11 protein-coding genes are annotated in these 12674 nt (G+C 72.3%); 9 read left to right on the top strand and 2 right to left on the bottom strand.

Annotation, left to right across the window (positions count from 1 at the left end; all coding sequences use genetic code 11):
• Positions 1–60: 60 nt before the first annotated feature.
• The 6 genes from MXD95_RS16300 to MXD95_RS16275 all read left to right on the top strand — a co-directional run bounded on the left by MXD95_RS16300 (position 61) and on the right by MXD95_RS16275 (position 6196).
• Positions 61–825, top strand: a complete 765-nt coding sequence (locus tag MXD95_RS16300) for a metal ABC transporter ATP-binding protein (protein ID WP_250641471.1) — start codon at positions 61–63, stop codon at positions 823–825.
• 38 nt (positions 826–863) lie between these two features.
• Positions 864–1706, top strand: a complete 843-nt coding sequence (locus MXD95_RS16295; RefSeq protein ID WP_251078479.1) for a metal ABC transporter permease — start codon at positions 864–866, stop codon at positions 1704–1706.
• A complete protein-coding gene (locus tag MXD95_RS16290) occupies positions 1703–2611 on the top strand; it encodes a metal ABC transporter permease (protein ID WP_250641470.1) in 909 nt (302 codons plus the stop codon). Before MXD95_RS16295 ends, MXD95_RS16290 begins: the two co-directional genes overlap by 4 nt.
• The gene (locus MXD95_RS16285) at positions 2612–3826 is read left to right on the top strand and encodes a pyridoxal phosphate-dependent aminotransferase (RefSeq protein WP_250641469.1); all 1215 of its coding nucleotides are present in this window, start codon (positions 2612–2614) and stop codon (positions 3824–3826) included. It begins immediately after the preceding gene.
• A 195-nt stretch (positions 3827–4021) separates the two neighbouring features.
• Entirely contained in the window at positions 4022–5605 is a 1584-nt protein-coding gene (locus MXD95_RS16280) for a hypothetical protein (protein ID WP_250641468.1), read from the top strand.
• A 108-nt stretch (positions 5606–5713) separates the two neighbouring features.
• Entirely contained in the window at positions 5714–6196 is a 483-nt protein-coding gene (locus MXD95_RS16275; RefSeq protein WP_250641467.1) for a Fur family transcriptional regulator, read from the top strand.
• 47 nt (positions 6197–6243) lie between these two features.
• Here MXD95_RS16275 and MXD95_RS16270 read toward each other — a convergent pair whose 3' ends face one another.
• Together MXD95_RS16270 and MXD95_RS16265 are read right to left on the bottom strand one after the other, a co-directional pair.
• Positions 6244–7386: a CapA family protein gene (locus MXD95_RS16270; RefSeq protein WP_250641466.1), complete on the bottom strand. Its 1143-nt coding sequence runs from the start codon at positions 7384–7386 to the stop codon at positions 6244–6246.
• Between the two features lie 73 nt (positions 7387–7459).
• Positions 7460–8410, bottom strand: coding sequence for an LLM class F420-dependent oxidoreductase (locus MXD95_RS16265; protein WP_251078458.1), 951 nt, complete (start codon positions 8408–8410; stop codon positions 7460–7462).
• A 100-nt stretch (positions 8411–8510) separates the two neighbouring features.
• Between MXD95_RS16265 and pdhA the strand changes: the two genes are divergently transcribed.
• The 3 genes from pdhA (at position 8511) to MXD95_RS16250 (ending at position 12570) form a co-directional block, all read left to right on the top strand.
• Positions 8511–9776 carry a pyruvate dehydrogenase (acetyl-transferring) E1 component subunit alpha gene (gene pdhA, locus MXD95_RS16260; RefSeq protein WP_480024078.1) on the top strand — a complete coding sequence of 422 codons (1266 nt, stop codon included), beginning with the start codon at positions 8511–8513 and terminating at the stop codon, positions 9774–9776.
• A 170-nt stretch (positions 9777–9946) separates the two neighbouring features.
• Positions 9947–10894 carry an alpha-ketoacid dehydrogenase subunit beta gene (locus MXD95_RS16255; protein WP_250641504.1) on the top strand — a complete coding sequence of 316 codons (948 nt, stop codon included), beginning with the start codon at positions 9947–9949 and terminating at the stop codon, positions 10892–10894.
• A gap of 95 nt (positions 10895–10989) precedes the next feature.
• A complete protein-coding gene (locus MXD95_RS16250) occupies positions 10990–12570 on the top strand; it encodes a dihydrolipoamide acetyltransferase family protein (RefSeq protein ID WP_250641465.1) in 1581 nt (526 codons plus the stop codon).
• Positions 12571–12674: the final 104 nt, after the last annotated feature.

The following is a 12674-nucleotide window of genomic DNA, read 5'->3' as shown; positions in this document are numbered from 1 at the left end:
TCGGCCCCGCGGCAGATGTCGCGTTTGACACCGGCATCGACAACGGTTTTCATTAGCGGCATGCCACCGCCGGTCAACGACGCCGCGATCGTCTTCTCGCACGCGAGCGTCGCCTATGGCCGGTTCCCCGCGGTCGAACAGGTCCACGGAGCAGTGCGCCACGGGGAGATCGTCGCCCTCGTCGGGCCGAACGGGGCCGGCAAGTCGAGCCTCATCAAGGCGGTGCTCGGCCTGGTGCCGGTGGTCTCCGGTTCGATCGTCGTGCTGGGCCGCCCGCCCGCACAGGCCCGCCGCCAGGTCGCCTACGTGCCACAGGCGGACACGCTCGACCCGGACTTTCCGATCTCCGTCGCCCAGGTCGTCCTGATGGGGCGCTACCGGCGAATCGGCTGGCTGCGCCCGCCGGGCCGGGCGGACCGGGCGGCCGCCGAGGCGGCGCTGGCCACGGTCGGCCTTGAGCACCGGGCGCGGGACCGGTTCGGCCTGCTTTCCGGCGGCCAGCGTCAGCGGGTGCTGCTGGCCCGGGCGATCGCGTCAGAGCCGGCGGCGCTGGTGCTCGACGAGCCGTTCAACGGGGTCGACGCGGTCTCCCAGGAAGCGCTGCTCGACGCGGTCCGGGACCTGAGCGCCGGCGGCGCGGCGGTCATCGTCTCCACCCATGACCTTCCCCTGGCCCAGTCGACCTGCAACCGGGTCTTCCTGCTCAACCGGCGCCAGTTCGCCTTCGGCCGCCCGGAGGAGGTGCTCACCCCCGCTCTGCTGCGGCAGGCCTACGGCGGGGCGGCCCTGGCGGTCGGGGATCACGGTCTGATCCTCACCCGGTGATCACCGGATTCCTCATCAGCCCGTTCGGCGCGCCGTACATGGCCCGTGCGCTGGTGGAGGCGCTGCTGCTCGGCGCGCTGTGCGGCGCGGTCGGGGTGTACGTGCTCGTGCGCCGCCTCGCCTTCCTCACCGATGCGATCACGCACACGGTCTTCCCCGGGGTGGTGATCGGCTTCGTCGTGTCCGGAAAGTCCGGGATCGTGCCGGGCGCGCTGGTCTGCGCGGTCCTCGCCGTCGGGCTGTTCACCCTGGTCGCGGCAACCGAGCGGATCCATGACGACGCCACCCTGGCCGTGCTGCTCACCGCCTTCTTCGCGGTCGGGGTCGTGCTCGTCTCCCGCCAGCGGTCCTACACCGCCGACCTCACCGCGTTCCTGTTCGGCCACGTCCTGACGACCCGGCGGGACGACATCCTCGTCACCGCCGCGGTGGCCGTCCTCGCCGTGCTGGTGCTACTCGCGTTCGGCCGCCCGCTGCTGGCCGGCGCGTTCGACCGGGAGTGGACCCGTGCCTCCGGCTACCGGATCACCCTGCTCGACCTGGTCGGGAACATGCTGATCGCGCTGGTGGTGGTCGCCGCCGTGCAGGCGGTCGGCACGGTGCTCGTCATCGCCATGCTCGTGGTGCCGGCGGCGACGGCCCGGTTGCTCTTCGACCGACTGGCCGTCATCGTCGCGGTGGCGACCGGCCTCGGCATGCTCGGCGCCTGGCTGGGGCTCGCCACCAGTTACGCCGCGTCGATCGATCACGGGGTACGGCTCGCTGCCGGGGCGACCATCGTGCTGGTCCTGGTCGCCGGGTACGCCCTGGTGCTCCTCGGGCACGGCGTGCGCCGCGGGGTCCGTCGGGTGCTGGGCACGCGGACGGCGGTGGTTCGGTGACCCTGTTCAGCTCGCTCGGCGACGGCTATGTGCGGCGCGCGCTGATCGAGGTGGTGCTACTCGGGCTACTCTGCGGCGCGGTAGGTGTCCAGGTCGTGCTACGCAGGCTGGCCTTTCTCACCACGGCGCTCACCCACGCCACCTTCCCCGGGGTTGTGCTGGCGTCGCTGCTGGGCGTCGGCCTGGTGCTCGGCGCGGGGGTTTTCGGCGTTCTGCTCGTCGCGGTCGTGGCGCTGCTGACCGGGGCGGGACACGGGGGCAGAGCGGGCGGAGGTGGGACGAGCCACGGCCGGGAGACGAGCAGCGTCACGGCGGTCGTGCTCTCCGGCGGGTTCGCGCTGGGGATCGCGCTGATGTCCACCCAGAACGGGTTCAGCCGGGACCTCACCGCCTTCCTGGTCGGCTCGGTGCTCACCGTCGCGCCCAGCGACATCCTGGTCAGCGCCGTGACCACCGTGCTCGTCCTCGTGGTGCTCGCCGGGCTGCGCAAGGAACTGCTCCTCGGCGCGTTCGACCCGACAGCGCTGGCTGCCGCCGGCTACCCGGCCCGGGCACTCGATCTCGTCCTGCTGCTGATGCTCGAGGCGACGGTGGTGACCTCCCTGCCGGCAGTGGGCACGATCATGGCGGTGGCGCTGATCGTCGGCCCGGCCGCCACCGCCCGGCTGTGGTGCGCGCGCGCCGGGGCGATGACGGCCGTGGCGATGGCGCTCGGAGTCCTCTCGGGAGTGATTGGGCTGACCGTCAGCGAGCAGTGGAACGTGGCCGCCGGCGGCGCGATCGTGCTGACGGTCGCGGCGTTCTTCACGGTCTCCCTGGTCGTTCGCTCACTCCCCCGGGGTGAGTCGGTGCCGCGAGCGCCGGCCCGGGAAAAATCCGCTGGACGCCCCACCTACTCTGGGTAGATGGAGTTCTCCCAGTCCGACAAGCTCGCCGACGTCTGTTACGACGTCCGCGGGCCGGTCCTCGACGAGGCGACCCGGTTGGAAGCGGCCGGCGCGCGCATCCTCAAGCTGAACATCGGCAACCCTGCCCCGTTCGGCTTCTCCGCACCGCCGGAGGTACTCCAGTCCGTCATGGCACACCTGGCCGACGCCCAGGGTTACAGCGACTCCAAGGGCCTGGTCTCGGCGCGCGAGGCGGTCGTGCGCTACCACATCCGCAAGGGCATCGGCGGAATCAGCCCGGACAGCGTCTACCTCGGCAACGGCGTCTCCGAACTGATCATGATGTCGTTGCAGGCGCTGCTCAACAACGGCGACGAGGTGCTGCTGCCCGCGCCGGACTACCCGCTGTGGACGGCGGTGGTCAGCCTGTGCGGCGGGCGGCCGGTGCACTACCTGTGCGACGAGTCCGCCGACTGGGCGCCCGACCTCGCGGACATCTCGCGCAAGGTCACCCCGCGCACCCGGGCGATCGTCGTGATCAACCCGAACAACCCGACCGGCGCCGTCTATTCTCCGGCGGTGCTCGAGGGCATCGTCGAGATCGCCCGGCGGCACGAACTGATGCTGCTCTCGGACGAGATCTACGATCGGATCCTCTACGACGACGCCGAGCACGTCTCGACGGCGTCGATCGCGCCCGATCTGCTCTGCGTGACCTTCAACGGCCTGTCGAAGGCCTACCGGCTCGCCGGGTTCCGCGCCGGCTGGATGGTGCTGTCCGGCCCGCGCGAGCGCGCCACCTCGTACATCGAGGGACTGAACATCCTCGCGAACATGCGGCTGTGCGCGAACGTCCCTGGCCAGTTCGCCGTGGTCGCCGCCCTCGGCGAGGACGGCGGTGCCGAGGATCTCGTGCTCCCCGGCGGGCGGCTGCGCGAGCAGCGGGACACCGTCGTCCGGCTGCTGGACGCCATCCCCGGGGTGACCTGCGTGCCACCCCGCGGGGCCCTGTACGCGTTCCCGCGGCTGGATCCGGAGGTCTACCCGATCGCCGACGACGAGCGATTCGTCCTCGACCTGCTGGCCGCCGAGAACATCCTGCTGGTGCAGGGCACGGGCTTCAACTGGCCGCATCCGGACCATGTCCGGATCGTCACTCTGCCCTCGGTGGCCGACCTGACCGACGCCGTCGGCCGCATCGACCGCTTCCTTGCCTACTACAAGCAGCCTTAGCGGACGTTTCCGCCAGTGTCGATATCGATCCCGTCCAGCACCCCCGGCCGGCCCGAGCTTATCCACAACATCGACGAAGTTGTCCACAGGAATGTCCACAGGGGGACGAAGCTCTGTGGACAACCTGTGGATGAATCGCACAGGAGCGAATCGTCCAGGGGCCACCGGAGCGCGTGGGGCCGGCGGGATGTTCTGGTGGCGCTGCTGCTCGCGGGGGCTGTCGTCGGAGTGGAGATCGTGCTGCGCGCCCGGATCGGCCGGCCGCTGTGGTACGACGAGTTGTGGCGGCCGCACTTCGCGGGCGAGCCGGCGGCATCGTTCTGGTCGGAGCTGCGTCGGGCGAACGCGCCGTCGTCGCTGGGTACGACGGCGCTGACCCGCCTGGCGGGGGACGTGCTCGGCTGGCATGCCTGGTCGCTGCGGCTGGTCGGCGCCGTCATCTGGGTGCCGGTCCTGGCCGCGGGCACGTATCTGACCGCACGGCGGTTCACCGGGAGGGTCGCGGCAGCCGGTGCCACGGTGGCCGTGGCGGGCAGCGTCACGGTGGTCGACTCGGGGACACAGCTCAAGCCGTACGCCCTCGAGGCCGTCGTCACGCTCGCGATCATCGCGCTGTGGGCCGCGCGCGCACACCGGCTGCGCAACCGGACGCTCGCCGGCGCGCTCGCGCTGGTCTCGATGCCGGCGGTGTTCCTGCTGGTGCCGCTGGCGGTCCGGGATGCCCTCCGGGAGCGACTGGCAGCCTGGCGATCCATCCCGGCGCTGCTCATCGCCGGGATCCACGTGAAACTGTGGATCGGGCACCAGTCCGGGCAGCGGGCAAGCCACTTCTGGGACGACCAGTTCCTCGCCGACCGCGGTCTCCTCGGCGGTCTGCGCTTCATCGGCGACCAGGTGCGCGCGATCCTCGGCGGCGCCCCGCCCGGCATCGACCGCTACGACCCCAACCTGATCCACTCGCTGCTCGAGGGTCACCGGGTTCTGACGACCCTCGTCGGCAGCGCGACCACGGTCGCCGTCGCAGTCGGGGTGCGCACGCTGTGGCGGCGACCAGGCGGCGCAACGGTACTGGTGGCCCTTGGCGGCGCGGAACTGCTCGCGCTCGCCGCCAGCGCCGGCCGCTACTGGCCGTTCGGCGCCTGCCGGACGAACCTGTTCGTGGTCCCCCTTCTGGTGATCGTCGCGGCGACCGGCGCGGACGAACTGGCCCGCGTGGCCTGGCGGGCCGCCCGGTCCACCGGCGTGAGCCGGACCGCGGCGGTCCAGGCGACCAGTGCACTCAGTCTGCTGTGCCTGGTGGGCCTGGCGGCGGTGCCGCTGAGCGCGGCGGGGGGGCTTGGCCGGCTGTGGCGCGAGCGGGACGCCGTGCGACCGATCGACGGCATGGTCATGGCGACCGTCGCCGCGCGGACGCTCTACCGCCCCGGGGACACGATGCTCGTCGGGGGCCGGCTCGCCCGCGCCGGCTGGCTGTACGGCATGGAGCTCAGCGACGACACCGAGGGGACCCACGCCGCGCGGATTCCGCGCTCGGCCACGGTGTTCCTGGCTGCCGTGGGTCAACCATCGGGACGCGGGCGCGAGGGCGCGGCCGCCGCGGTGCGCGCCCGACCGCGTCCGGCCGGCAGCATGGTGCTGCTGTTCGTGCTCGCCTACGACCGGCGCGGCGCCCCGGCCGAGCTCGCCGCGCTGCGCCACGACGGCTGGTGCCCGGCCTCCACCCGCACCTTCGCACTCACCGGAACCCTGTACGGTCTACGGCGTTGCCCGCCCGCCTGACCCTTCCGGTCAGCTCGGTCACGTCAGAGCCGCCGGCCCGACCGGCGGCTGCCCACACCGGCCGGTGGAAACGCGACAGCCGGTCAATCCACGCGCGAAGATAGGAAAATGGCCGAGGGAACGCCAGTGCGCATCGCCGAAGAGGGCAGCAGGCCGACCGATCGCCGCGCAGCGCCCGGTCGTGGCACGACCGTGCGCGCGACGCGTCAGGGCGACGCCGTATGCGCGGCCCTGACCGAGACGGATGCCTTCACCAGCGCCCAGGACCTGCACGCGCTGCTGCGCGCGCAGGGCACCGCGGTCGGGCTGACCACCGTCTACCGCCATCTTCAGGTGCTGGTCGACCGGGGCGAGGTCGACATGATCCGCCGGGACGACGGCGAGACCGTCTACCGCCGCTGCGCCACCGAGGCCCACCACCATCACCTCGTCTGCCGCGAGTGTGGGCGCACGGTGGAGATCGCCGGTCCGGAGATCGAGCAGTGGACGGCCACGGTCGCCGCCGCCGAGGGCTTCGTCGACGTCGCCCACACCGTGGAGATCTACGGCACCTGCGCGACCTGCGCCGCGGCGGCCGAGTCGACCACCTGACCACTGCGGCGACAGCCCTGGCGACGACAGCCCTGGGGACACAGACGTCAGGGCGGGGTGGCGGACAGGCCGGTGCAGGAGCGCAGGGCGTTCCAACTGGCGACGGCCTGGGTTGCGGCGGCGCCGGTCAGCGGACGGGGAGCGCCGCCCGAGATGCGGGCGGGCACCCAGTCGGCGCCCGTGACCGCGCGGCCGGCCACCGTCAGTCGCAGCACGCCGGACTCGGTGTTGTGGCCGGAACCGGAGGCGTAGAAGACGAAGTTCCCCAGGCCGTAGTCGACGTAGGCGCCGTCGCTCGCCCAGCCCCCGCCGAGCAGCACGTGGGCGTGGCTGCCGACGACGATGTCGGCACCGGCGGCGGTCAGCAGCGGTTCGAGGGTGCGCTGCGGGGTGGCAGGGCACTGCTGCTGTTCGACGCCCCAGTGCAGGAAGACGATCACCGTGTCCGCCGTCGACCGCGCGGCCCGCACGGCGGTGACCAGCTTGTCGACCTGCTTGGCGGAGGCGAGGCCGGGTTTGCCCGGTCCGGCGGTCCAGGCGGCGGCGAGCTCGTCGTCGAGGACCTGGGTGGCACCGATCACCGCGATCCGCTGACCCTTGATCGTCGTCCGGTACGGGGTGAAGGCTCCGGTGTCGTCCAGGCCGATGCCGATCACCGGGAAGTGCGCGGCGGACGCGGCGGCCAGCGAGTCGCGCAGGCCGACCTCGCCGTAGTCCATGCCGTGGTTGTTCGCCATGGTCACGACGTCGAGGCCGGCGGAACGCACGGCGTCGAAGGCGGTGGCGGGGGCCCGGAAGGTGAACTCCTTCGGCGCCGGGGTGCCCCGGTCGGTGATCGCGGTCTCCAGGTTCGCGATCGCGAGATCGGCCGCGGACAGCGTGCTCGACATGGGCCCGACAGCGGTGGACGGGTCGGCGGCCAGCCGCTGCCCTGGCGAGCCGGCGAAATGGATGTCCCCGCCGAACGCGATCGTGACCGGCTGGCCGGTCGCCCGGCGCGGACCGTCGCCGACCGGCCCGGATGCCGCCCGGGACGGCGACGCCGAAGAACCTGCCGAGCCGCCAGGCCCGGAGCCGGATCGGGAGCCCACGGTCGCACTCGCACTCGCACTCGGGGACGGGGTGTCCTTGTCGCCGTCGGGCAGCGAGCACGCCGTGAGGACCAGGACCATCCCAACCAGACCGGCCATGACCGGGCGAGCCGGTGTCGAACGCCGACGACCGGGCCCCGACGCCTCCCGAGCGTTCACCGGAACCCGGACGTCACAGGGCGAGCAGGGCGGGGGCGAGCTCGCGCCACTGCCGGCGGGGCAGGCCACGCCGGTCGAAGTCGAGTACCTGCACCGCCACCTGGTCGGCGCCCGCGTCGAGATGCTCCTTGATCCGGCCGAGCAGGACGTCCACATCCCCCCAGGCGACGATCGTGTCCACCAGCCGGTCGGAGCCGGAGCCGGCGAGATCGTCGTCGTCGAAGCCGAACCGGCGCAGGTTCGAGGTGTAGTTCGGCAGGCGCAGATAGGAACCGGTGTGTCGGCGAGCGAGTTCCCGGGCCTCGTCCGGGTTGGTGTGCAGGACGAACGCCTGCTCGGGGATGAGCAGCTTGTCCGGGCCGAGGATCTCGCGGGCCGCCGCGGTGTGCTCCGGCGGGACGAAGTAGGAGTGGGCGCCGTCGGCTCGGTCCCGAGCGAGGGCCAGCATCTTCGGACCGAGCGCCGCGAGCACCCGCGGCGGGGTGCCGGCCGGCGGGACGCCGCGATACTGCTCGGTGGCCATCCGGTCCATCTCGTCGAGATAGGCAGCCATCTGGGACAGCGGCCGGGTGTAGGCGGCGCCGCGGATGTGCATCAGCTCGGCGTGCGAGACGCCGAGGCCGAGCAGGAACCGGCCCGGGAAGGCCTCGGCGAGCGCGAGCTGGGCCGCGGTCATCGTCAGCGGATTACGTGCCAGGATCTGGGCGATGCCGGTGGCGATCGTGATCCGGGACGTGGCGGCCAGCGCCAGGCTCGCGGTGACCAGTACCTCGCGGCCCTTCACCTCACCCGTCCACAACGTCGGGTAGCCGAGCTCGTCGAGCTCCGTGATCGCCTCCCGGACCGCGCCGGCCGACGAGAAGTCGAACTGGCCACTCCAGATCCCGATCTTCCCGAGGTCGCGGCGGGCCGGCGGTCGGGTCACGTCCTGCGCACTCGTCACCGCGCCACCGTACCGAGCCATCCGCGCCGCGGCCCGCCGTCCCCGCTTCGGCCGGCAATCGGACACGCGGAACCGGTGAGTCCGGCCGATCCGGTTGCCAGGGCCCCGGCAAGGTCTATCGTTGCCCAATGTGACGGAGCTCATGCAGCTGCTCACCCCGGGCGGTCGGCGGATCACTCAGGCGTCCGAGGCGACGTCGCCCGCGGCGGACACCGCCTTGGCCGGCCAGCCGGATGATGGCCGTGGGATGACCGCTACGGAACCCGACGCCGCCGATCTTGACCTTCCGGCCCTCGTCGCCGATCTCACCGGCGCCGACCTCGTTGCCCTGTACCGGGACCTGCTGCTGGTGCGCCGCTTCGACGAGGAGGCCACCAGCCTGCAGCGCCAGGGCGAGCTGGGCCTGTGGGCGAGCCTGCGCGGCCAGGAGGCGGCACAGGTCGGCTCGGGACGGGCCCTGGGCCCGCACGACATGGCCTTCCCCTCCTACCGTGAGCACGGGGTGGCCTGGTGCCGCGGGGTGGATCCGGAGGCCATCCTGGCGATCTTTCGTGGGACGAGCCTCGGCGGCTGGGATCCGGACGAGCACGGCTTCGCGCTGTACTCGATCGTCGTCGGCGCGCAGACGCTGCACGCCACCGGCTACGCGATGGGCATGGCCCGCGATGGCAGCGACGGCGCGGCGATCGCCTACTTCGGTGACGGTGCGTCCAGCGAGGGCGACGTCAATGAGGCGTTCGGCTGGGCGGGCGTGTTCGGCGCACCGGTGGTGTTCTTCTGCCAGAACAATCAGTGGGCGATCTCCGAACCAGCCAGCCGGCAGAGCCGCACCGAGATCTTCCACCGGGCGACCGGCTTCGGCTTCCCCAGTGTCCGCGTCGACGGCAACGACGTGCTGGCCTGCCTGGCCGTCACCCGCTGGGCGCTGGCCACCGCCCGGGCCGGAGGCGGGCCGGTCCTGGTCGAGGCGCTCACCTACCGGATGGGAGCGCACACCACCGCCGACGACCCGAGCCGGTACCGGGCAGCGGACGAGCTCGAGCGGTGGCGCCGCCGTGACCCCCTTGACCGGATGCGCACCCATCTCGTCGCCATCGGCCTGCTCGATGACGAGCGACAGCGCCACCTCGAGCTGGAGGCCGACACGCTGGCGCAGGACCTGCGCGTACGGTGTCGCGCGTTACCTGACCCCGATCCGGCGATTCTGTTCGACCATGTGCAGGTCACCGACAATGCGCTGGTGGCGGTGCAGCGTGCGGCCTTCGCCGCCACCAGCGGCGACGCACCGCCCGCTGGCGGCACGGCATCGGGTGACGGCACGGGCATCGTGGAGCGGGAGGGCGCAGTCGTGGCGGGCGAACGGCACGGTACCGAGGAGGCGTGGTGACCGGCGCAATGATCGTGACCGACGAGCAGCGAACCGACGGGAGCGGCAGCACGGACGGGAGCGGCGCGGCGGACGCGGCCTCCGTGCCGGCGACATCGCCCGCCACCGCCAGCGGGCCGCCGGCTCCGATCACTCTGGCCAAGGCGCTCAACCTCGGCCTGCATGCGGCGATGGCCGCCGATCCCAAGGTGATCGTGATGGGCGAGGATGTCGGGACGCTCGGCGGGGTCTTCCGGGTGACCGACGGCCTGCAACGAGAGTTCGGCGAGGCCCGGGTGATCGACACTCCGCTGGCCGAGTCGGCGATCGTCGGGACCGCGATCGGCCTGGCCATGCGCGGCTACCGCCCGGTCTGCGAGATCCAGTTCGACGGTTTCGTCTACCCCGCGTTCGACCAGATCGTCAGCCAGCTGGCGAAGCTGCACTACCGGTCCGCGGGCCGGATCCGGCTGCCGGTGACGATCCGCATCCCGTTCGGCGGCGGTATCGGCGCCGTCGAACATCACAGTGAGTCACCCGAGGCGTACTTCTGCCATACCGCCGGGCTGAAGGTCGTCGCCTGCTCGAACCCCGCCGACGCGCATCAGATGATTCAGCAGGCAATCCGCTCCGACGACCCGGTGATCTTCCTCGAGCCCAAGCGGCGCTACTGGGAGAAGTCGCCGATGGTCCCGCAGCCGCTGACCGACCTCTCCGCGACGGCCACGGAAGGCCTGCACCGCAGCGCCGTCGTGCGAGCCGGGCGCGACGCGACTCTGGTGGGCTACGGCCCGACCGTCCGGACCTGCCTGGACGCCGCCGAGGTCAGCGCCGCGGACGACGGCAGATCGCTGGAGGTCATCGATTTGCGTTCGCTCTCGCCGCTCGACCTCGGCCCGGTGCTCGACTCCGTGCGGCGCACCGGGCGGCTGGTCGTCGTGCATGAGGCACCGTCGAACGTGTCGGTGTCCGCCGAGGTGGCGGCACGGGTCACCGAGGAGGCGTTCTACTCGCTCGAGGCGCCGGTGCTGCGCGTGACCGGCTTTGACACTCCGTATCCGCCAGCCCGGCTTGAGGACCACTACCTGCCGGACGTCGACCGCATCCTGGACGCCGTCGACCGCGCCTTCGATTTCTGAACCCGCGTCGGCTCCTGAACCCGCGACGCCCAAGGCCCGCGACGCCCGCGCTACTGCGGTCTCGGCGCGCCCGCACGATCTGAACTGGGGTTTCCGTGACACACCGACAGTTCCGGCTTCCTGATCTCGGCGAGGGACTCACCGACGCGGACATCGTCCGCTGGCTCGTCCAGACCGGCGATGCCGTCACGGTGAACCAGCCGCTCGTGGAGGTGGAGACCGCCAAGGCGGTCGTGGAGATCCCCAGCCCGTTCGCCGGGGTTCTCGTCGAGCGGCACGTCGATGAGGGCACCACGCTCGAGGTCGGCGCCCCGCTGCTGACCATCCACACCGCCGACGAGGACGGCTCCGATGCCGGCACGGGCGCGGACAGCTCCGGCGGGACGCAGGCCGGCGGGCAGCAAGCCGGTCCGGCCGCTTCCGCCGCGCAGCCCCCGTCCAGCGGCGAAGGATCCGACGAGCGCACTCCGGTGCTCGTCGGCTACGGCCCGCGCGCGCACCAGCAGCGCCGGCGCAGCCCACGCCGTCGGACCACCACCCCCGGTCAGCCCGCCCAGCCCGCCCAGGCCGTGACTGTCCCGGTGCCCGTCCCCACCAGCACCGACGCCAGCGCCGTGCGGGTGTCAGGGCCTGCCGAGGCGGATCCGCAGGTGACGCCGGGCGGCTGGCCGGCGTCCGCGGTGCTGGCCAAGCCGCCCGTGCGCAAGCTGGCCCGTGATCTCGGCGTCGACCTCACCACCCTGGTCGGTACCGGGCCGGGCGGGACGATCTGCCGCGGTGACGTCGAGGCGGCCGTGCGCATCGCGGCTCGGGCGATCCCGCTCGCGGCCCCGCCGGTCTGGCCGACGGGCAGTCCCGGCCCGACCTACCCGGCGCCAGCCGGCCCGCGGCCCGGTGGCGGTGCACTGGCGGGTGCCATCCCCGCCGACGCGACCTACGCCGGCAACGACGACGCCGATGGCGCGGGTGTCTGGCGGGTGCCGGTGGTGGGGGTGCGCCGCTCGATGGCGCAGGCGATGGTCGCCAGCGTCGCGGCGGCGCCGCATGTCACCGAGTTCCTGAGCGCGGACGCGACCGAGACGATCGCGGCCCGGGAAAGAATCGCGGCCCTGCCGGAGTTCGCCGGTATCCGGATCACGCCGCTGCTGTTCGTCGCCCGCGCCCTGCTGGTCGCGGTCCGGCGGCATCCGATGATCAATTCACGCTGGGTCGAGGACGAAGGCGCCGGCCGGGCAGAGATCCAGATCTCCGACCGGGTGAACCTGGGCATCGCCGTCGCCGGACCGCGGGGCCTCGTGGTGCCGCACATCCCCGACGCGGGACGCCTCGATCTGGTCGGCCTCTCCCGTGCGCTGGCCGCGCTGACCGACGACGCCCGCGCCGACCGACTGGAGCCGGCTCGACTACGCGGTGCGACGATCACCATCACCAACGTGGGGGCGCTCGGTGTCGACATCGGCACACCGATCCTGAACCCGCCGGAGGCCGCGATCCTGGCGCTCGGTGCGATCCGCCCAACACCTTGGGTGCACGAAGGTCAGGTCACGGCACGTACGGTGGTGCAGCTCGCCCTGTCCTTTGATCATCGGATCGTGGACGGGCGCCTCGGCGCCGCGGTGCTCGCCGACATCGGCGCGATGCTGACCGACCCCACGGTCGCCCTTGCCTGGTCCTGATCCTCTCATCGGAGCCACCAGGTCACCACAAAGCACGCGAGTGGGGCACACAACTGCGCACCCGTGGTTCCCTGGTACGGTTGCGCCTCTGACCGGATTCCGGC

This window comes from Frankia sp. AiPa1 (assembly GCF_023243075.1).
GTDB lineage: Bacteria > Actinomycetota > Actinomycetes > Frankiales > Frankiaceae > Frankia.
Note: the sequence above shows the minus strand (reverse complement) of the source record. Positions and strands in the feature narration are given on the sequence as shown.

Coding starts and splice junctions, on each gene's coding strand:
- MXD95_RS16265 (WP_251078458.1), bottom strand. CDS start 8,410: ATGGCTCGGTACGGTGGCGCGGTGACGAGTGCGCAGGACGTGACCCGA.
- MXD95_RS16285 (WP_250641469.1), top strand. CDS start 2,612: ATGGAGTTCTCCCAGTCCGACAAGCTCGCCGACGTCTGTTACGACGTC.
- MXD95_RS16295 (WP_251078479.1), top strand. CDS start 864: ATGGCCCGTGCGCTGGTGGAGGCGCTGCTGCTCGGCGCGCTGTGCGGC.
- MXD95_RS16275 (WP_250641467.1), top strand. CDS start 5,714: ATGGCCGAGGGAACGCCAGTGCGCATCGCCGAAGAGGGCAGCAGGCCG.
- MXD95_RS16300 (WP_250641471.1), top strand. CDS start 61: ATGCCACCGCCGGTCAACGACGCCGCGATCGTCTTCTCGCACGCGAGC.
- MXD95_RS16255 (WP_250641504.1), top strand. CDS start 9,947: ATGGCCGCCGATCCCAAGGTGATCGTGATGGGCGAGGATGTCGGGACG.
- MXD95_RS16270 (WP_250641466.1), bottom strand. CDS start 7,386: ATGGCCGGTCTGGTTGGGATGGTCCTGGTCCTCACGGCGTGCTCGCTG.